Genomic DNA, 20,804 nt, shown 5'->3' with positions numbered 1-20,804 from the left:
GTTAATGCCAGGCACGGATAGCTTCTTTTATACTTACAGATGAGAACCGCCGGTTGCGTCAACCATTTGTCCTGTTACCCAGCGTCCGTCGCTGGATGCGAGAAACGCGACGACATCTGCAATATCGGACGGCTGGCCGATTCGGCCAAGCGCGGACATCTCCGCGGCATGCAACTGCCCTTCCGGTGTATACAGCCATGCAGCATTCACATCCGTATCCACGATGCCTGGTAGAACCGCATTCACCGTGATCCCACGTGGACCCAGTAGCTTGGCGAGATGCAAGGTGAACGTGTTGATGGCTCCCTTGGTTATGTTGTAAGCCATAATATGCGGATAGGCGATACGCGTAACACCGGAGGAGATGTTGACGATGCGTCCGCCGTCACGCAGGAGCGGCAGCGCCTGTTGGACCAGGAAGAACGGTGCTTTTACATTGACGGCAAGCAGCTCATCGAAGCTTTCCTCGGTCGTCTCTTCAAAGGTGTTGGAGGTTCCGATGCCTGCGTTATTCACCAGAATATCGAAACGGTTGTCCCCCGTTACGCGAAGAAGTTCCTCCTCCAGCGAATGAATAAGTCCTTTTGCTCCGGCTACCGATTCCAGTTTGGCACCCAGGGCGATAGCAAGCCCACCCTGATCTTGAATGGTCTGAACAACCTCATCCGCTGCATTGCTGCGGGTGCCGTAATGCACAGCGACCAGCGCCCCTTCTTCCGCCAGCCGAAGGACGATTCCTTTGCCGATTCCTCGGCTTCCACCTGTAACCAATGCAATTTTGCCTTCCAATCGTTTCATGAAACCCCACTCCTCTTGTTCGATTTAACGTTACTGTACACTCTCCTGTTAAGGGGAGAGTCAAGAGGGTGGTTTAGAATTTTTCTAGAGTTTTTTCATGAACATAAAAGTCATACCAGATTACTGCTGCTGTAAGTACGGATGGAGGCTGGGTCGAGGTTCGTTTTCGGTAGCCTATTAGTGCAAAGGAAGGGTTACTCCATGTTACCTCGTAAGGGGATAAGCAATTCCGCAGGACGCTTCTTGCCGTAGATATCTTTATCCGAGGTGAGATAGATCTCACGGATCGGCTCCCGGTCCGATTGAACGAAGCCTTGGGACGAAATCCATGCCTTGAGCTCGGGTAAGGCGAGACAGCTATAGCCGTACGGATCACAACGATGGACAAGAGATGCGGCAGATTGCAACTCCGGTAGGAAGTCTACACGCACCCGACCATTAGCAGGTATATCCCTAGTTATGGGGACTGCGACTTCGATGTCGGCGATGTCGGTATTCTCGCTGTCGTGATTATGCCAAAGGATGGTTAGTTGGCTAGCTTCCTCTTCTCCATATAAGATAGCGTATTTCGTAATCTCATCAAGCAAGAGACATAGCTGGCTACGGGGGACTTGGTCGCGAATGGAAGCGGCGAGCTGGGATGGGACTTCCCGGATACGGATGGGGCCTGCCGGATCACCGGCTTCGGATGGTTCCAAGCGCGACATCCTGCTGTTCACTCCCTCCAGCTGCTGCTGGAGGGTCTGCATCGCATGCTGAAGCTCCGTCATTTTATCCGCAAGTTTGTTCTTTACGACATCGGTTTCTAGATCCTCTTCAAAAAAAGGCTTGAGCTGTTCCAAGGTAAACCCCTGTTCCTTGTAAGAGGCAATTCGCTTGACGGTCAGAAGCTGCTCCTCGGAATAGTAACGGTATCCGCTTTGTTCATCAACATGGGCCGGCTTCAATAGGCCCAGCTCATCATAATATCGCAATGTCTTGATGGAAATGCCGCTGACCTTGGCAAAAGCGCTGATCTTCATCATGCCGATGGCAACCTCCTTTACGATTCGGTCTGCGTGGATAACGATATCATATCTCGCGCTCCTGCGTACGTAAAGAACTTAGCTCGCCGGTTCTGAAGGAACAGCTCGGTCCCAAGACCGAGTCGGTTTTCATCCTGGAGTGGGAATTCAAAACCGGCCGGATTATCATACAATGGGTTCAAAGAAGATTCAGCGATCCCGCTTAAGAGCAAGAAAGGAATGGAGATGAGGCTGATGAACGGAACGTACGAGGATCGCCAGGCGATCCAAACGTTATTCGATTCGCTGTCCAAGGCGTGGGGAGAAGGGAATGGCCGGGCTTATGCGGAATGCTTTACGGATGATGCGGATTACGTCACGTTTAGCGGACAGCACTTGAAGGGCCGCCAAGAGATCGATGAGGTCCATCAGGAGCTGTGGAACGGGGTTCTGCGAGATTCCAAGCTGGTGGCGGGACCCACCCCAACGGAACTGCGTTTCCTGACCCCGGAGCTTGCGATAGCCCACGCAACAGGAGCGGTACAGCTAAGATTTCATAAGAAGCCGCCCACCAGCCGATTCTCGATTAATACCAACGTGCTCATCAAACAGAACGGGGAATGGAAGATATCCGCATTTCACAACTGCCGGATTCAGGAGCCAGGCTGGATTCAGCGGTTAATGATGCGTTCGAAATCAAAATCCAGCTGACGTAGGAAGCGGAGGAAATGCTTTGAAGAAGGGTACACAGATTGGAAGAGGCAGGAGCGCAGAGGTGTATGAATGGGGAGAGTCTCAGGCTTTAAAGCTGTATTATGAAGGGTACCCCCCGGAATGGGTGACATATGAGGCGGAGATGGGCCGCATCGTTGCGGAAGCGGGCGTGCCTGCCCCTGCCGTCTTTGACATGGTGGATATCGAGGGACGAACGGGGCTGGTGTATGAACGGGTGACAGGACCGTCAATGCTGCATCAGGTTCAATCGTCACCGCGCAAGCTCATGAAGTGCGCCCGTGAGATGGCACGGCTCCAACATGCGATGCATGGCTGCACGACAACCTTGCTGCCGCCGCAAAAAGAAAGGCTGGAGCATGCAATTCTTGATGCAAGCGGCATCCTGCAGGGAAAGGCGCAGGCCATATGCAAGGTACTGGACTCTTTTCCTGAGGGGGACTCCATCTGTCATGGCGACTTCCACCCGGACAATGTGATCGTGGCGGAGAGCGGATACCGGGCGATCGATTGGAATAACGCCACGATTGGTGACCCTCTATGCGACATCGCCAGGACATCCCTGATGTTTCAATCTCCTTTTCATCCGCTCGAACAGTCGAGCCTTATGGTGATTCCGCTTCGGATGGCCCGAATCCTATGGAATAAAATATACCTGAATGAATATCGTCGATTATCTCATGCAAAGATGGAGGAGATCGACCGCTGGATGCTGCCGGTAGCGGCAGCCAGGCTGAGAGAGGATGTCCCTGGAGAAAGAGCATGGCTGCTGGGTCTAATTGATGATCGGCTGCGTGTTTATGCTTAATGGAGATTAGGCTTCTATGAACCCGCCAGGCTCCTCGGAATGGGGAAAGTGGGCCCATTTCGGGGAGGCTTTTTCGGAATTTATACGCCTGTCTTGGCATGATAGACCGAGGATGAGTTTCCCGTCTGGTAATACGGGTAGCTCATATCCGATTTCACCCGTTCCGCGGTGGCTGCATCGGTTAACCTCTCCAGCACGTACAGGCCGAGATCGATGGATGAAGAAACCCCGCTGCCCGTAAAGAGGCGGTCATCCTGTACAATGCGTGCATGAACGACCTCCTTGCAGTAGGGTGCCAAAAGCTCGTAAGCCGAACCATTGGAGGTAGCCCGCTTGCCCTCCAGCAACCCGGCCGCGCCAAGCAGCAGCGATCCTGTGCACACGGATACGAGATGTTGTGCTTCCCGGGCTGTCCGCAGCCAAGCCAGTACATCGGGGTCGAACCTCAACTCCCGCGTAGTAAAGCCGCCAGGCACGAAGACCAGGTCATATTCCGACAGATTCGGTCTTACCTTGGATATGACATACTCCAGTCCGCGATCATCCGTAATTTGCTGGCTCATCGCGCAGTAATCCCAGGAGATTTCCGAGTCGGGACGGATACGGGAGAGCCTGGTCATCACTTCGGTGAAGCCGATAAGGTCCAGGGACGTCATCCCATGGAACAGAATAAAAGCCATTTTCATTAAGAACACCTGCCTATAGGGAGTTTATTAAGCCTCGGCCGACGACTGACCCGGGACGGAACGTCTTCGATTCGACGTTCGATGAAGATGATAGTAGCCCATAGCCGACAAGGCGCTGAACATCAGGTTGAGGCCGATCAACCATTGGTAGCTGTTCGTGAGGTCAAACAGGAATCCGCCGGAAAAAGAACCGAGAACAGCTCCCGCTTGATGGAAAATAAGCAGCGTTCCTGTCTGCAATCCAACGGAGCGATTGCCCATAGCTTCGCTAGCCACCAATATGCCACCGGGGATGGCCCCTAAATAACTGGCTCCGAAGATGACCGAGAAGACGATCGGAGAAATGCTGAAGTGCAGAAACAGCATCGTAAAGGCCAGAATTCGGAATGCATACAGGAAGGACAGTGCCAAACTTCTGGACATCCGATCCAGGAGCAAGGCAAACAGCAGCCCGCCTGCCAACTCAAGCAGACCGAGAATGCTCAGTGAGGATGTGAACATTACCGAGCCGACATGATCATGCCGGTGGATGGCCATCAGGTGCATTTCAACCGTTCCCATGCTGAAGCCGCAAGTGAACAAGGCAAAGACCACCAGGAGTACCGTCCGGTTGGTTACCATCTCCCTGGCGATCGAGAGGAACGGCAGCCGTCCCGTTGATGGGGGTGAATCCGAAACAGCGGGTTTCTCTCTGTGCTGACCCGGTTGGCGTTCCTTCATGATAAGGAAAGTGAGCGGTATGGAAATGAGCGTAATCCACAAGGTGATGGTGAATGCCGTTGTCCAGTCAAGCCAATCCCGATTGCTGACAAATAGAGGCGTCAGTATGGCCAATCCGAGGGAGCTTGCGCTGGTCATGATCATGAGCGCTTTCGCCTTATGCCGGCTGAACCAGCTTGTAACCACGACATATCCTGTACTCGCGGCCATGCCGGAGAGGCCGGAGAGCAGTCCGAGTCCTATGAAAAATCCCGCCGGATGATGAAGCGTAAGCACGGTCAGCATGGACAGTACGCCAAACAGGGCGTTCAGGAGCATCATTTTTTTGGGGCCGTATTTATCGGTTAACCATCCGCCGAGGGGAGAACAGATAGCGGCGACGGCAATGTTGAAGGACCATGTGAAGCTAATAAAGGTCAGGTCCACGTCCAAATCCCGTGCCATTTCGTGCTGGTAATAAGACATGACAAACCGGCTGATTGCCGCTGCAAAACCAAGTGTCCATAGATACAGTAGTATGATCCACGCATAACCCCGATCTTTTTTCATCGCTGACCCGTCAGCTCCTTTCCTATGTCTTTACTTCCGCTATGTCATGGAATAAGCTAATTCTAATCATGGAGCAGAAAATGAACAGGACAATTTAGATCAACTGTATCAATACAGGGGGATGATTGGGATGGACACGAAGCACGAGCAAATTGTTGCGTATATGATCCGGGAAGTGGAAGGGGGGCATATCCGGTCAGGCCATAAGCTGCCTTCGGTCCGGGCCGTGGCCAAAATGTTCTCCTGTAGTCCCAACACGGTCGTTCGTGCATATCAGACCTTGGAGCGCGATGATGTCATCTACCCGGTAGCCAAGAGCGGCTACTACCTTGTTGAAGGGAAGAACCGCACCTCGGCGCGAACGGAAAGCGAGCCGATTGATTTCGCCTCAACGACACCCCGGGGCGATTTTTTGCCGTTCCAGGAGATGGAGCACTGCTTACGGAAGGCGATTTCCGTGTATAAGGAGGAGCTGTTCGGTTACACCGATCCGCAGGGGATCTTCTCTTTAAGGAACGAGCTGAGCAGGTACTTCTATGGGCAGCAGATCTTTGCGAAACCCGATCACATCGCTGTGGTCACTGGAGCGCAGCAAGCCTTCTCGATCCTGACGCGCATGCCTTTTCCGGGTAAGGGGCAGGCGGTGCTGGTAGAACAGCCGACGTATTTCGGTTTCTTGGCGGCAGCGCGCGTTGCAGGCTGTTCGGTGATCGGAATCCAGCGCGATGAGCGGGGTATCGACATGGAGGTGTTGGAGTCTCATTTTCGTAGTGGACAGATCAAATTCTTCTATACGGTACCGAGATTCCTTAACCCGCTAGGCACCTCGTATTCGCTGGAGCAGAAGCTGCGTATTGCGGAGCTTGCCCGGCAGTATGATGTTTATATCGTGGAAGACGATTATCTGGCGGATCTGGAGGAGGATGCGAAGGTAGACCCCTTGTACGCACTGGATCAGTCAAACCATGTCATCTATGTCAAAAGCTTCTCGAAAACGATTCTGCCGGGTATTCGAATGGGTGCCGTTATTCTTCCCGAGCTCTTGCTGGATTTGTTCATAACGTATAAGAACGCTGCGGACGTTTCATCTCCGATTCTCTCTCAAGGCGCCCTTGAAATTTATATCAAGAGTGGAATGTACAGGCGCCATGCCGCCAGAATTCGGGCACATTACCGGGAGAAGATGCGATATGCCACCGAGGTGTGTGCCCGTGTCTTCGGCAGCGGCATTTCCTATACTTGCCCTTCCTCCGGCGTGTTCATCACCCTCCGCCTCCCGAAATACGTAAAGGCATCTTTACTGCAGGAGCGCCTGATGCAAAGAGGGGGTTCGGTTACGAACGTGGATTTGCATCTGCTGCCGGAGAATCAGCAAAATGACCGGATTCGGTTATGTATAATCGGGGTGGAGAAACCCCGGATTGAGGCGGGATTGACGGTCATCGAGCAGGAGATCAGGCGCCTGGAGCTGAGGATGAGATAGCGGGAGGGACGCTGATATGGGGAGTTTATCTGGCCACTCGGCAATAACAAACCCAAAAAACAGGAACCCTATAGGGCTCCTGTTTTTTTGCGAATCGGCACGATGGACACATAGGTACCGCATCGCCACAACCATTCGAGAGGTCCGAATTGGAACCAACGCATCCACAGATTGCTGGTTATGATTTGGAAGGCAACAATCCCTAGGGAAACGAGCGTCGATACGACATACGTTGTGGGTGAGGCGTCTAGGATCAAGCGCTGAATCCCTACCAGAAAGACGGTCTGTCCAATGTAGTTGGTAAGCGCCATTCGCCCATATGCCTGCAACGGATACAGCATCTTCGCACCTATGCGGGTACGCCCAAGCTTTAAGAGTGAGCTTAGATAAAATACGGACACGAGAGGGCCCGTCGCTATCCCGATATGTGCCAGAGTGAAGGCCGCTTCCATGGTCGGTGATGGCGATTCGCCTTCTACCTTGAATAAAAACGGTGACATCGGCTCGGGAGGTGCTGCCCACCACATGGCCCCGATGGCAATGACGGTTCCAAGTAACGACAGCAGCCAAACCATGCGCAGCTTGCTTAATCGTAATTCCTTGCTGATGATGTCCATTAATCGATATTGGCCTGCGGCCAGCCCTAACAGGATCAGGAACGGGATGGTCAGCAGCTTGCCTCCCATGATTGCCGCAAATGTAAACCCCGCCAATCCAATGCCAAGGTTAACCCTCCGCGGTGCCCAATAGAGTGGAACCGCAAGCAGACCGACAATCGCATAATGAAACAAGGCCTCCCCGGATTGATACTGCTGATGTATGAACCCGATCAGCACTAAAATCACTAATCGGCGGATATACAGCCGAAGTCTTGGCTTTCCTCCCGATGAAGCGCTTCGGGATAGAAACATGTAGAACCCTAGTCCGAACAGGAACGTGAAGATGGTGTAGAATCGGGCTTCTACGAAAAAGTTAAGCCCTCGCTGCAGCCAAAAATCCGCTGCGGTTTCCGGCGTGGCGATGAGCCAGAGCGCCAATACGTTAACAAACGGCAGACCAAGGAGGGCAAACCCCCTGAACTGGTCTAAAAAATGTAATCGCCCCTTTCCAATGGCAGGCCGATGCTGAGTCACTGTGTCTTTTTGTTCTTTATGCATTCACACCATCATTCCATTCACAGATTTAATATAACGGGCTCTGGCGATCAGGAAATAGATCGTTTGGGCAGCCAGGAATGCTGATGAAGCAACAAGTACAGGACCGCTTACATACGGAACATCCAGATATCCGAGAATCGGACCGAGCACAACTAGGGACTGCAGGGCTGCAACCAGGATGGGGATAAAGAATAGTACGGCAATCTGAATCGTTGCGGAGATGTTCATCTCCCGCGCACTGAGTCCAATCTTGGACAGAGAACGATACATCGCTTGATCAGCTGAAAGCTCCGTATGCAGTTTGAAATACAAGAAACTTGCCGATGAGATTGAGAATATCAAGGCAACAAACACCCCGATAAAGCTGAATAACGAAAATCCTTGTTTATTGGTGTAATAGTTCTCCGCCCTGGATTGAACATACCCTTCATGAATGGCATCCCGGTTCCATTTTGAGAGCTCAAGGCCGAGCTTGGTTTCGGTATCATCCTTCTCGGGAAGCCCCTCAGAAGCTGGGAGCATAAATTGCCTCATTCGATTTACTCCGAATCTGTTAGCTATTTGCTCCCGCAGCTCCTCGAACATGTTGTCCGTGACGACCAGCAGCCTGCCGCTATATACCACAGCCGCAATCCGGTCTGTGCGGTTCTCCAAGCTGAAAGAGTAGGGCTGACCGGATAATTCGATATCCAATTCCGTTAGCGTTCCCTTGCTCTTCTTCGCTGCAATCGGGGTTTCCGCCAATAAGGCTTCATTCTCGCCGAATGTCCCGGACGGCTCCACATTCATCATGGCAGCCAAAAGGTTGTATTGGGATTGCGGCATGATGGATAAGGAGTTCTCCCCCTTCGGTGACATGCTATAGTAGATAGTCTCAATATCCGCCTGTTTGTACGCCAACCCTTCAGACTGCAGCCGCTGTTCAATCAGAGCCAATTCTTCCTGCACTTTCTTATCGTCGGTATTGCCGTAGTAGCTGTAACTTAGCGCATACGGGTTATCCAAATATACCGAGTTGACCGATTGCTGCATAGCCAGCACGAAACCGGTGCTCATGGAAGCCAGGGCCACCACAACCGTGACCAAAAATAGCATGCGGGCATTGTCTTTGATCTTGTAACTCATTTCGGAAATCCACAGCAGGTTGGTCCCTTTCCATGTGGTCGTGCGGCTTCTCTGCAGCATCCGGACAACCCACACCGATAGCTGGGAGTAGAAGAAATACGTGCCCATAATTCCGGTTACCGCGGCGATCATCAGTCCCGTAGGGTCTAACTCTTTGACGCGAAGGACGGTAAAGCCGATGGTAAGCAGCACCACGCCCAAGAGGGCCAGGAACAGATTGGTTTTCGGTTCGGTTTTCGGTTTGCTGGTGCCTTTGAGAAGCTCCAGGACTTGATTTTTCCGAATAAATAACAAGGTAAAGAGCGAAATGACGAGAAACAGCGCGGCGAACGCACCGGCGGTCAGCAGCATCGCTTCGACCGGCCAATAGAACGGCAGCTCGTCCATATCAATTACTTTGGTGCTGATGAGCAGGAATACCTTGGATAACAGCATTCCGCTGGCGATGCCTGTTACGATGGCAATGGCGCCAATCAGAATGTTCTCCAGGAAGATCAGCCAATTGATCTGTTTGGCTTCGGCTCCGAGGATGGTAAGTATACCGAACTCCCGGTTCCGCGACTTCAGGAAGACGCTGATCGAATACAGCACGAATAAGAACGCAAACACGTAGACGATGACCGTGGCAATTGTCATTCCTGTACGCGTCATAGTGCCCATAGGCGAATTCTCGATAGCCGGATGATAGATGAACACCGCATACGTAAAGAAGATCATGACCATGAACGAGCTGCTAAGCAGGTAAGCGAAATATTGACGCGCGTTACGCCGGACGTTGTTAAACGCGAATTGAGGAAAGCTCACTTGTATTCCCTCCCCAGAACGATAGCGTATCGATGATTTTTTGGAAAAAGGCCTGCCGGTTCTCTCCGCGGTGAATTTCGGCGGCAAGCTTGCCGTCTTTAATAAAGACGATGCGGTTGCAATAGCTTGCGGCCAGAGGATCATGCGTAACTAGCATCAATGTGGTACGATCCCGCTCGTTAATCTCAGCTAACGACTCCATCACGATGCGTGAGGAGTTGGAATCGAGCGCTCCTGTAGGCTCATCCGCAAGCAATAACAGAGGTGCGCCGATGATAGCCCTGGCAATCGCGGTGCGCTGTCGTTGCCCTCCCGAAATTTCGTACACGCGTTTATTCAGAATTTCGCGGATGCCAAGCCGTGAAGCGGTTTGCTGCAGCAGCGACTCCATGTCCTTGAGCGGACGGCGGTCCAGCGTAAGCGGAAGCACGATATTCTCGGCAACCGTTAACGTATCAAGCAGATTGAAATCTTGAAACACAAAGCCGAGCTGTCTGCGACGGAAGTGGGCAAGCTCGCTTTTTTTCATAGTATAAGGATTTTTGCCCCCGATCTTGACCTCGCCCGAGCTTGGACGATCGATGGTGGACACCATGTTCAGCAGGGTGGTTTTGCCGCTGCCAGAAGGGCCCATGATGCCGACGAATTCTCCTTCTTGGATGGTGAGATGAATATCGGTAAGAGCTTGTGTCGCCACTTTGCCCGCATATACTTTGTTTAATGCTTTTACTTCAAGAATATCCATAAAACCAGATGCTCCTTTCTATATACCTCATAGTGTAACCTAACTCTATCGTATACTGACTTGACCCTGCTATGGATTTAGGTGAAACGGAGCTTACAACTGCCATAAGGTTATGTTCGTATTTTTTGTTCGTATTCCGAGATGATCGATATGAAATTAGCCTCTGTCCAATGCAAAGAAGACACATCTAAGTTTGAGATGTGTCTTCTTTTACTGCTTTCCGCAGCGTCAAGGTAACGGTAGTTCCTTCACCCAGCGTGGATTCCAGTTGGGCGGTGTGATCCAGCTTATGGGCAATTTCACGGACAAGATATAGGCCCATGCCGGTAGATTCATGATATTGCCGACCGCGTTCTCCGGTGAAGTAGGGATGGAACACCCGATTGATGTCCTCGGGCGCAATGCCGATACCCTCATCGCGGATATGGAGTTTGATGTGTTCTCCCGCTTCTTCTGCAGTTAATTGAATCTTCTTGCCAGGGCTGCCGGAGTAGTTCACGGCGTTCGTCAGAATCTGACCCAGCATAAATCGAAACCATTTGGCATCAGTATAGACAAAGATCCGATCATCGATTTGGAACACCGGCGTAATCCCCTTACGAATGAACAGCTTGCGGTTCTCGACGACGGATTCGCTTACCGCGGCATGAAGGCCGATGGCTTCTACCGCGAAATCCTGCTCGAACCGGTCCAGGCGCGCGGTATACAGCACCATTTCGAGGCCTTTACGAATGCGCTCAAGCTCTTCCCGAATATGTTCGGCGGGTGTTTCTTCGACTTCATCGAGCGTTAGCTGAATCACCGACAGCGGGGTCTTCATCTGATGTACCCAGCGGTTGACGAATGCCAGATGCTGGTCGGTTTGGCTTTGATGCCGATGCAGTTGTTCGCGGTATAAGCGTTCATAGTGGCCGATCCGCTCGTGTATCGCTTCCGGTAGAGGCGCTTCACCCAGGGGAGGGCTTATGAATTCCTTCTCCGAAAGCTCCTCGGAAGAAAGCTCTTGATACATCGTGCGATGGGAAAGATACCGGTATGCAAGATAGAGAAGCAGCACGACACTGCTCAGCAGCACCCCATATAACACGACAGTAAAAGGTCTGCCTTCGCCGGTAAGCCAGTACAGCAGGGGGATGAGCAGCATTTGAACGGTAAAAAACAGAATGAGCGGGAGATGCTCCCGCAAGAAGAGTCTCATTGAGGCTCCCTGCCTGTCATGAATCGGTAGCCTGCTCCCCGGACGGTTTCGATAAGATCTCCGGCGCCCAGCTCGCGAAGCTTGCGACGAACCCGTGTAATATAAACATTTAACGTATTGTCATCAATGAAATGCTGATCTTCCCACATCAGGTCCAGCAGCCGCTCACGGCTGACCACACGGCCGTCTTTTTCCATCAGCATCGTCAGCAGGGCTGCTTCCTTCTGGGTAAGCTCAGCAGACTCGTCTCCATAGGTCACGACGAATCGCTCCGGATAGATGATAACACCGGCGCTTTCGACGGTATGCTCATCTTCCTGACCGGAGGCATAGGCACCGACCGCACGGCGCAGGTGGCTGCGGATTTTGGCCAGAACGAGCTCCATGTCAAACGGCTTCGTAATATAATCATCCGCCCCGTTTTCCAGCGCCATAATCTGATCCATGCCGCTGTCGCGCGCCGAGATGAAGATGATCGGGCAGTGCGATTGGGTACGGATTTGCCTGCACCAATAGAAACCGTCGTATTTCGGCAGGTTGACGTCCAGCAGAACCAGGTCCGGCTTCGTATCCGTAAAAATGTCCATGACGCGGCTGAAGTCTTCGGTGATCCGTACGTTAAAATCATATTTGGAAATAGCCGATCTTAATTTATCCGCGATGCGTTCATCGTCTTCCACAATCAGGATGGTATACACTGATCCTTCCAACTCCTTTTAACTCCAAACTACATCATGTACTACTATACCGAATTGGAGATGACGTTGGAAATCCAGTGGTCCATGATTCTGAATTGGAGGTAATCTATGAGAACTGCGAGGAGAATGAACCCGATGCTGGCAACCAAAGTAAGCAGTATCGCTGATTTAAGCTGTAGATGGAATCTGCTGCGGATGGCCGCTCGAAACCAAAACCATAGCGCAGCAATGGAGATGATAATCAAGAGTATGGGCTTCCAAAAGAATTGCGCGTTGATATCAATGTCGGACACTCGCATGGCAACACCTGTTGACATGAAGATGGAAAATATGAATGTAACATATAGTCCCACTGTTGCCGACCATCCCCATGTCTTTTGTGCCCATGCCCCTAACGAAGCGGTAATGAACAGGAGAAATATAACGAGAGATAATAGAATGTAGGCCCCTTGAGACAAGAACGAAGGATCAAATGTCTCATTGGTAAATCGGATAGAATCCCGAACACGGTTATACCCCAAGATTACAACGATGATCACCTGAATGATCGCGGCTATAGCGATGAAGCGTTGTTCCCGATTTGGCATGCTGTACACCTCTTTTATGTTTTGATTATTTTACCATAATCTAGATGAAATAGGTCATAACATACCAAGTATATGAGATGCCCAATCAAGTTGTGAATCATGGCACGATCCCGAATTAACCTTTGCCCAGGCCCATGCATAAGATGTAGTCACATCAAACCTGCTGCCTGAGAAAGGGCGTGACTTCATATGGGGATTCATTTAACCGCGATTCACTGGGTGTACCTGGCGTTTATCGTCTTGATCATGACGCTGTTGATTCGGCGGCGCGATACGTCGCTTATTTGTATTACCGGAATATTTGCGCTTGGCCTTCTGGCTACGGAAACGCTAAGCGGCTCGGTCTCCGGCGTGTTTCACTCATTCATTTATGCAACTAAAGAGCTGATGGGCACCATCATGATTATATCCATCATTGTGGCGATGAGCCGAGTCCTGATCAAGACGGGGATCAACGAGACGATGGTGGCCCCGCTAACCCGGTTTCTACGTACTCCCACGATGGCTTACTGGGGCATCGGAATCATTATGATGGTCACGTCCTTCTTCTTCTGGCCGTCACCGGCAGTTGCGTTAATTGGTGCGGTCCTGCTGCCTGTGGCCATCCGTGTGGGTTTGCCGGCCCTCGGTGCGGCGGTGGCGATGAATCTGTTCGGTCACGGCATTGCGCTATCGGGAGATTATATTATCCAGGGTGCGCCTAAATTAACCGCGGATGCAGCCGGTTTGCCTGTATCCAGCGTTATGGCTGCCAGTGTGCCGCTCGTGATCGTCATGGGACTTGTGACAACCGTAACGGCATTCTGGATGATGCGCAGAGATCAGCGGAACGGCAGCTGGAGAGATGGACTGGTAACCATTAAAAGCATGGGGGACGCGCTTACCACGCGTACCGAAGAGGATGATGCTGTTTCGGCGATATCCCCGGTTATGAAAAAATGGTTGGCTATCGTCATTTTGCTGTTGTTCGCGGCAGACGTTGTCACCATGTTCATCCTAAAGCTGCAGGGCGGAGATGCAACGGCCTTGGTCGGCGGCACAGCCGTCCTTATCCTCAGTGTCATTGCCTTGCTGGCTCACCGCAACCGGGGATTAGAGAAGGTCACCTCGTATTTGATCGAGGGATTCATGTTTGGATTCAAAGTATTCGGTCCCGTCATTCCTATTGCGGCGTTCTTCTATCTGGGGGATGCAGCATTTACCGAATTGTTCGGTAAAGTGCTTCCGGAAGCATCTCATGGGATCGTGAACGACCTGGGGGTTGCCCTCGCGAATGCGGTGCCGCTGAACGGTGCGGTGGGTTCGGTAACATTGACGATCACCGGCGCGATTACAGGGCTTGACGGTTCGGGCTTCTCGGGTATATCGCTTGCCGGCTCGATCGCGCAGCTGTTCGCTACGGCCATTGGCTCGGGCGCGGCTACCCTGACGGCGCTTGGGCAGGTTGCCGCAATCTGGGTAGGTGGCGGTACGCTCATTCCCTGGGCGTTGATCCCGGCTGCAGCCATCTGCGGAGTCAGCCCGTTCGAGCTTGCCAGACGAAATTTGAAGCCGGTGCTGCTAGGACTGACCGTGACTACCGTCGTGGCGATGTTTCTGGTGTAAGCCATGGCAAACATAAATAGCGCTGACCGTATACGTCAGCGCTCGTTTCATCTATGGAGGAACCGAAGTTGGTCATATCCATGTATACCTCATACATAAGGGGTATCCCCAGGCTGCTAACCTAAATGGGGATGCCCCTTTCTTATATGAGCATAGTTGTAACAGTTACTTCTTCGATATCGAGAACGGCAACTCATCAGGGCTGTAAGAACGATAGCTTGGAGCCAGTCCGAGACGGAAATCAAGGGACTTGCCTGCCAGTATATCCTCATGCGTAATGTACAGTTTGGTATAATCTTGTCCCTCTAATTGAACGTTCGCAACGAAATTGGACTGCGGATTATTGTTGTCGGTATGAATCAACATCTGCTTACCGTTTGGCAGCTCAATGCTCACGCTGTCGAATAACGGGATACCGAGGACGTATTCATTGCTGCCTGGACATACCGGGTAGAAGCCCATGGAGCTGAATACATACCATCCGGACATGCTTCCATTGTCCTCATCACCCGGGAAGCCGTTAAAGCCGCTGTTGAACAGGTTCGACATCAGCTGCTTAATGACAACCTGGGAAGAAGCCGGCTGCCCTACATAGTTGAACAGATAAGGAATATGGAAGCTTGGCTGGTTGGAAATGGCCAGCTGGCCATAGTCGATGGCAGCCATCTCACTCATCTCATGAATTTCAAAGCCGTAGCCCCGCACGTCGAAGTCCGGTGCTTTGTTACACAATTCGGTTATTTTGTCGAAAAATCGTTCCTTCGAACTGTATTCCTCAATCAAACCCTGGAAATCCTGGAACACTGCAAAGCTGGTCTGCCAGGCGCTTCCTTCGGCATAATCGAGCCCCCAGCTCGTATCACTGAAATCCGGTCGGAACTGGCCGTTCGGATCCTTTGCCCGCATGAACCCAGTTTCCGTATCGAAGATATTCTTGTAGTTGAGCGCGCTCTGTCTATATTGATCCGCTACATCTGATCGGCCCAAGACATCGGCCACGCGGCTGATGCAGTAGTCGCTGTATGCGTAATCCAGCGTGTGGTTCACGCTCTCGTGATAGGTGTTTGGCACGTAACCGTACTGTATGTAGTCCATCGTTCCCTGACGTCCATAACAGTCCTTTCCGCTCTGCGTGGTAGCGGCAGTCAGCATGGCTTCCAGCAGCTCCGGCATCAGGTGCGGAGCCAATCCTTTAGCCGCGGCATCCGCAATGACGGCATCAATAAGCGTACCTGGCATCAGTCCGCGCTCATCCGGAGACAGCCATTTCGGCAGGAAGCCGGTTTCGCGGTAGGAATTCAGGAAACCTTCCAGCATTTCTTCATATTCTTTCGGTGCGATGATGGAATAGAGCGGATATACGGTTCTGTAAGTATCCCAGAAGCCGTTGTTGGTATAGAGAATCCCTTTCTTGACGGATCGGGCCGTTGTATCGTAATGTACCGGCTCCATGTTGGCATCCAGCTCATAGAACTTCTGCGGGAACAGGAACATGCGGTAAAGACAAGTATAGAAGGTCCGCATATATTCTTCGTTCGGGTGAGTGACCCGGATTTTGTTCAGGTAATGATTCCAAGCTTGCGCAGCCAATTCCTTCCGCTCATCCAGGGATGTGTTCAGCTCGCGCGCAAGGTTAAGCTCTGCTTGCTCCAGGCTAATAAACGACGTTGCCAGTTTAACCTCCAGCACGTCCCCTTCACAGTCTTTGAAACGAATGACGGCATGCTGGTCGACACCGCTAAAAGCAATCTCAGGGAAGAACTGGCCTTCCTCGTTGTAATAACCTGTTGTTGCGAGATCTATGTCCTTGCTAAAGCTCATGGCTACGTACATACGGAACCCGTCATCGTGACAGCCTGCGAAGTTGCTGACATAGCCCGTTAGTCTGCGCTGGGCTGCATCCAGTCGGAATTCGCTTATGTTATTAACGTTTAGGACAAAGCCTGCCTGCTGCCCGGAATTGTATTTCATGCGCATTGCCGCACCGTAGGTGCTGGGAACCAGCTCCGTGGTGATGTTATAACGCTGCTGCTTTACTTTGAGATAGTGGGGCTTGAATATCGCTTCTTCGGGCCGGTAGGAACTTTGACAGGTGAAGACGGACCCTCTGATTTTGTCGTCCGCAATCGGCGTCATCAGGAAGTGGGCGAAGTCGCCCATCCATGGACTTGGCTGGTGCGTCAGGCGAATGCCTTGGAAGACGCGGTCATTGGGGTTGAAGAACCAGCTTCCTTCATTTTTGGTTTGGACAACAAAGTGGTTCATACCGAAAGGTACACCCGTATAAGGGAGCGCATTCCCGTTGGAATAAGTGTACTGATTGTTGGTGCCTTGCCTTGTATCGATATAGTTTAGCATGTAAAAGTCTCCTTTGATTTTAGAAATAGGCGTGTTACAGCTTTTTTACGGTCTGACGTTCAATGAGACGAACGGGAACTACGACATTCTCATTCGGTTGATCCAGGGAATTCTCGATCAGGGTGATAAGGCTTTGTGCAGCTTGATATCCCATCTGTCCAAAGTCCTGGGATATGGTGGTCAGCTTGGGTTCAACGAAGCTTGCGAGATGAATGTTGTCAAAGCCCACGATGGAGAAATCATCCGGTACCGATAGACCCAGCTCTTTGGCAATCTGAATGATCTCGATCGCAATCAGGTCATTCTCGGCAACAATCCCCGTAATTCCCTGTGTCACAACGGATTGGATAAACTGAATATAGTATTCTCTGCCGTTGTCGTTGTCGTGGGTCAAGTACCAGTCGGTCAAGTCACTGACGCTGTAATCGATCAGGCTGTAATCATACAGAGCCTTCAAATAACCGAAATACCGCTCTCGGATCGAGGAAGAGTTCTCTACCTTCAAGGAGGAGATAAAGGCGATTTTCTTATGATTATTCTCGATCAGATGTTTGGAGGCCAAGTATCCGCCGCCGAAGTTGTCGGAGACAACGGACTGGAATGGAATGCCTTCAATGCATTTATCCATCGTCACAAGCGGGTACTTTGCCAGGTGATACTGATACAGAATGCCAAGATCCGAGATGCTGCTTATCGGGTAGAGAATCAATCCCGAATTGGCGCTTTGTAGCGCGGCCTCCAGCAGCTTCCGCTGTCCGACAATCGTATTGGACTGAATGTTCAGGGTATAGTCGGTCGTTGCGAGAAATTCGTTGATGCCTTTTTCATAATCTCCAAGCCCCGGGTTATGAGTGAACGGTAGAATCAGCAGAATCTCCTTGTTCGTCTTGCCCAGGGGCCTGTGTGGGGCCCTGTCTGTGCTCACGAAACTTCCCTTACCTTGGATCCGGTAGATCAGCTTGGCATTCTCCAGCTCGGTCAGCGCCCTCTTCGAGGTGATCCGGCTGACGTTGTATTCTTTCGAAATCTCAGCTTCGGTCGGTAGCTGATCTCCAGCCTGGAGCTCCCCGGATTCAATCTGGGCTGTTAGAGCATTTACGATATGTTGGTATAGTGGAATTTGTTCCAAAGCGGATCTCCTCCCTGAATTTGATATATCATTTTATGGTGTTTATATCAAAGTCTAATTGATACTTTTGATAAAAAGTTACAGTTGTTATGTTTGAATGTACAAAATGAATACACTGCTCATTGTGCATGTAGTTCAAAGATTCTATGTCCATAATATCGTTTTCGCGTTTATATTTCAAGATTAGGCGCTCTCAGCACCGATAAATTGGAGAGAATTAATTGGTATATATAATAAACGAATAATACTACTAGTTGATATATCAAATATTCAAGGAGCGGCGGGCGTTGATTTGACAGTTTTTCACTTGAGTGATAAATTGACTGTGATTAAGGGAGTGGAGGTGTAGGGAGTCAATGAAACAATTGGGATTTCATCAGGAGAACCGATTAGCCATGCTGTCTTGGATTCGGATTACCCGTTTTCAACAGATTGGCAACCACCTCTCGAATGAGTTCTTACAGCCGTTTTGCATCACGGTTGCCCAATTCGACGTTTTGATTCAGGTTTTTGCCCACCAACCTTTATCACAGCAGGAGCTGGCCGAATATCTTTCCATTAGCGGCGGCGGTGTTTCGCATATGGTGAAACGACTGGAGAAGCTGGGCCTGATTGTCCGCAAGCAGGATTGGAAGGTAAAGTATATCTCGCTAACGGATAAGGGACAGGCCCTACTAGAAGAGATTATCCCGCTGCTGTCAGATTTCCAAACTTCTATGTTCGACATTTTGGATGAACAGGAGTTGCAGCAGCTTTACAAGACCATGAGGAAGCTTCATCAGTATAATGTAAAGAAAAAGTCGGCAACCCCGGGGGTTATCGTCGAGGAGGAGTAGCTAAAAGTTGCCTTGGCTGTTTTTTATCGGCTTTACGATGGGGAGCTGAAGAAGAGGTAAAAGGAGTCCTAAGAGAGGGATTCCTTTGTTTGCGTGGGTGGACGTAAATTTTTAGAGTTTTACAGAAGGCCTACGACCGTAGACATCCGATGAATAAAAACTATATGACTCCATCATACTAATGCCGTACTCAATCTTTGGGCACGGCTTTTATATGGTGAGGTGTGTTTAGTGGAATGGAACCAACATTATGACCCATTAAATAATATCTGGTTATCGGCAATTGTTGCTACAATACCCATATTATTTTTTGTTATCGTTTTGTCAGTATTCAAAGTTAAAGGCTACATAGCAGGAGTTTTGAGTGTTGTTATTGCGGCGTTGACTGCAATGGTTGCTTACGGAATGCCTTTTTCTAAAGTATTGGGAACTGGAATATACGGGGCATTAACAGGAGTTTGGCCAGTGGCAGCAATTGTATTAGCTGCAATATTTCTTTATAAGTTAACGGTTAAAACCGGAAAATTTGAAATCATCAAAGAAAGTATAACCTCAATAACTCCGGACAAACGCATCCAAGTGTTACTGATTGCCTATTGCTTTGGGGCATTTTTAGAAGGTGCTGCCGGGTTTGGAGCCCCGGTCGCAATAACAGCGATAATCCTCGTTGGATTGGGTTTCAAACCAATCAATGCCGCCGGTATATGCTTAGTTGCTAATATTGCAGGAGGGTCTTACGGTGCAATGGGCATACCAGTAACTACTCCGGCCCAATTGACCGATTTATCTCCATTAGATGTGGCAAGCTATACATCTTATATTATTCCGATTGTCAGCTTCATTGTTGCATTCTTAGTTGTATTTCTGGTTGATGGAATGAAAGGCATTCGTGAGACTTGGTTATCGATCGTTGTTTGTGGAGGAACCTTCGCCTTAGTACAATTTGCAGTACTCAATACGATTGGTGCAGTTCTCGTTGATATTTTGGCTGCAAGTTTGAGTTTGATCGCTCTCACGATATTTACTTTGTGGCGTGAAAAAACCAAATACAAAAGTGATTTTAGACAAGTTACAGTCGCGTGGCTACCATTCATCATGCTCACCGTATTTGTAATTTTGTTTTCACAAGTCACATTTGACGATCTCATTTTAAAGATACCAATCCAAGGTGTTCATAACGAAATTATCAAGCATCCACCAATAACAACCGAACCTAGTCCGTATGCGGCGATTTTCAACGTGGATCTGTTATCTTCAACCGTTACCGCGATCGTACTAGCAGGATTGTTGACTATTTTGATTTACCGTATTAAATGGTCAACGGTAAAAAGTTCAATAAAAGATACTTTTAAAGAACTGCTATTCCCAATCATAACGATATGCAGTGTTTTAGCCTTTGCTTATATTTGTAATTATTCCGGAATGTCGTCTACGTTAGGGTTAGCATTCGCTTCGACTGGAGGGTTATTTCCATTATTCTCTCCAGTGTTGGGTTGGATAGGTGTATTCCTAACTGGATCAGTGGTCAACAGTGGGTCATTATTTGCACCACTTCAAGCCGTAACGTCTAGCCAAATCGGAATTGATCCCGGGTCAATGGTTGCAGCCAACGTGATTGGTGGCGACATGGCTAAAATGATCAGCCCACAATCGATAGCCGTAGCGGCAGCATCAGTAGGTTTAAGTGGACAGGAAAATCTATTGTTTAAATTTACAATCAAAATAAGTCTAATATTCCTTGTTGCCATTGGGATAATAAACCTATTACTATACTAGGAGGAT

18 protein-coding genes are annotated in these 20,804 nt (G+C 50.2%); 6 read left to right on the top strand and 12 right to left on the bottom strand.

The features are described from left to right. Nucleotides 1–33: 33 nt before the first annotated feature. Together MHH48_RS33640 and MHH48_RS33635 are read right to left on the bottom strand one after the other, a co-directional pair. On the bottom strand, nucleotides 34–798 hold the full coding sequence (locus tag MHH48_RS33640) for an SDR family oxidoreductase (protein ID WP_076323767.1): 765 nt from the start codon (nucleotides 796–798) through the stop codon (nucleotides 34–36). Between the two features lie 194 nt (nucleotides 799–992). Further along, nucleotides 993–1,823: a MerR family transcriptional regulator gene (locus MHH48_RS33635; RefSeq protein WP_076323768.1), complete on the bottom strand. Its 831-nt coding sequence runs from the start codon at nucleotides 1,821–1,823 to the stop codon at nucleotides 993–995. A 234-nt stretch (nucleotides 1,824–2,057) separates the two neighbouring features. Here MHH48_RS33635 and MHH48_RS33630 point away from each other — a divergent pair, with 234 nt between their 5' ends. After that, nucleotides 2,058–2,513, top strand: a complete 456-nt coding sequence (locus MHH48_RS33630) for an SgcJ/EcaC family oxidoreductase (RefSeq protein WP_076323769.1) — start codon at nucleotides 2,058–2,060, stop codon at nucleotides 2,511–2,513. A 22-nt stretch (nucleotides 2,514–2,535) separates the two neighbouring features. After that, on the top strand, nucleotides 2,536–3,342 hold the full coding sequence (locus MHH48_RS33625; RefSeq protein ID WP_076323770.1) for an aminoglycoside phosphotransferase family protein: 807 nt from the start codon (nucleotides 2,536–2,538) through the stop codon (nucleotides 3,340–3,342). A gap of 80 nt (nucleotides 3,343–3,422) precedes the next feature. Here MHH48_RS33625 and MHH48_RS33620 read toward each other — a convergent pair whose 3' ends face one another. Both MHH48_RS33620 and MHH48_RS33615 read right to left on the bottom strand, forming a co-directional pair. Continuing rightward, on the bottom strand, nucleotides 3,423–4,028 hold the full coding sequence (locus MHH48_RS33620; RefSeq protein ID WP_076323771.1) for a DJ-1/PfpI family protein: 606 nt from the start codon (nucleotides 4,026–4,028) through the stop codon (nucleotides 3,423–3,425). 27 nt (nucleotides 4,029–4,055) lie between these two features. Further along, complete coding sequence (locus MHH48_RS33615; protein WP_076323772.1) at nucleotides 4,056–5,297, bottom strand: MFS transporter; 1,242 nt, start codon at nucleotides 5,295–5,297, stop codon at nucleotides 4,056–4,058. A gap of 130 nt (nucleotides 5,298–5,427) precedes the next feature. Here MHH48_RS33615 and MHH48_RS33610 point away from each other — a divergent pair, with 130 nt between their 5' ends. Then, nucleotides 5,428–6,780: a PLP-dependent aminotransferase family protein gene (locus tag MHH48_RS33610; RefSeq protein ID WP_076323773.1), complete on the top strand. Its 1,353-nt coding sequence runs from the start codon at nucleotides 5,428–5,430 to the stop codon at nucleotides 6,778–6,780. 68 nt (nucleotides 6,781–6,848) lie between these two features. Here MHH48_RS33610 and MHH48_RS33605 read toward each other — a convergent pair whose 3' ends face one another. The 6 genes from MHH48_RS33605 to MHH48_RS33580 form a co-directional block, all read right to left on the bottom strand. After that, the gene (locus MHH48_RS33605; protein WP_076323774.1) at nucleotides 6,849–7,937 is read right to left on the bottom strand and encodes a DUF418 domain-containing protein; all 1,089 of its coding nucleotides are present in this window, start codon (nucleotides 7,935–7,937) and stop codon (nucleotides 6,849–6,851) included. Continuing rightward, entirely contained in the window at nucleotides 7,938–9,866 is a 1,929-nt protein-coding gene (locus MHH48_RS33600) for an ABC transporter permease (RefSeq protein ID WP_076323775.1), read from the bottom strand. Next, the gene (locus MHH48_RS33595) at nucleotides 9,841–10,611 is read right to left on the bottom strand and encodes an ABC transporter ATP-binding protein (protein ID WP_076323776.1); all 771 of its coding nucleotides are present in this window, start codon (nucleotides 10,609–10,611) and stop codon (nucleotides 9,841–9,843) included. The genes MHH48_RS33600 and MHH48_RS33595 overlap by 26 nt, the downstream gene beginning before the upstream one ends. Nucleotides 10,612–10,798: 187 nt before the next feature. Next, entirely contained in the window at nucleotides 10,799–11,809 is a 1,011-nt protein-coding gene (locus MHH48_RS33590) for a sensor histidine kinase (protein WP_076323777.1), read from the bottom strand. Next, nucleotides 11,806–12,507 carry a response regulator transcription factor gene (locus MHH48_RS33585; protein ID WP_076323778.1) on the bottom strand — a complete coding sequence of 234 codons (702 nt, stop codon included), beginning with the start codon at nucleotides 12,505–12,507 and terminating at the stop codon, nucleotides 11,806–11,808. Before MHH48_RS33585 ends, MHH48_RS33590 begins: the two co-directional genes overlap by 4 nt. A gap of 44 nt (nucleotides 12,508–12,551) precedes the next feature. Then, nucleotides 12,552–13,094 (bottom strand): hypothetical protein, encoded by a 543-nt coding sequence (locus MHH48_RS33580; protein ID WP_076323779.1) that lies wholly within the window; start codon nucleotides 13,092–13,094, stop codon nucleotides 12,552–12,554. Between the two features lie 189 nt (nucleotides 13,095–13,283). Here MHH48_RS33580 and MHH48_RS33575 point away from each other — a divergent pair, with 189 nt between their 5' ends. Continuing rightward, nucleotides 13,284–14,699, top strand: a complete 1,416-nt coding sequence (locus tag MHH48_RS33575) for a hypothetical protein (protein ID WP_076323780.1) — start codon at nucleotides 13,284–13,286, stop codon at nucleotides 14,697–14,699. Between the two features lie 165 nt (nucleotides 14,700–14,864). On the opposite strand, the gene MHH48_RS33570 is transcribed toward MHH48_RS33575, so the two are convergent. Then, nucleotides 14,865–17,057, bottom strand: coding sequence for a GH92 family glycosyl hydrolase (locus MHH48_RS33570; RefSeq protein ID WP_076323781.1), 2,193 nt, complete (start codon nucleotides 17,055–17,057; stop codon nucleotides 14,865–14,867). Between the two features lie 34 nt (nucleotides 17,058–17,091). After that, nucleotides 17,092–18,186 carry a GntR family transcriptional regulator gene (locus tag MHH48_RS33565; protein ID WP_076323782.1) on the bottom strand — a complete coding sequence of 365 codons (1,095 nt, stop codon included), beginning with the start codon at nucleotides 18,184–18,186 and terminating at the stop codon, nucleotides 17,092–17,094. A 356-nt stretch (nucleotides 18,187–18,542) separates the two neighbouring features. Here MHH48_RS33565 and MHH48_RS33560 point away from each other — a divergent pair, with 356 nt between their 5' ends. Continuing rightward, on the top strand, nucleotides 18,543–19,022 hold the full coding sequence (locus MHH48_RS33560) for a MarR family transcriptional regulator (protein WP_076323783.1): 480 nt from the start codon (nucleotides 18,543–18,545) through the stop codon (nucleotides 19,020–19,022). Between the two features lie 222 nt (nucleotides 19,023–19,244). Beyond that, nucleotides 19,245–20,798, top strand: a complete 1,554-nt coding sequence (locus MHH48_RS33555; RefSeq protein ID WP_144023481.1) for a lactate permease LctP family transporter — start codon at nucleotides 19,245–19,247, stop codon at nucleotides 20,796–20,798. Nucleotides 20,799–20,804: the final 6 nt, after the last annotated feature.

It is taken from the genome of Paenibacillus sp. FSL F4-0100 (genome assembly GCF_037993005.1).
Lineage (GTDB): Bacteria > Bacillota > Bacilli > Paenibacillales > Paenibacillaceae > Paenibacillus_AQ.
This window is presented reverse-complemented; position numbering and strand designations above follow the sequence as displayed.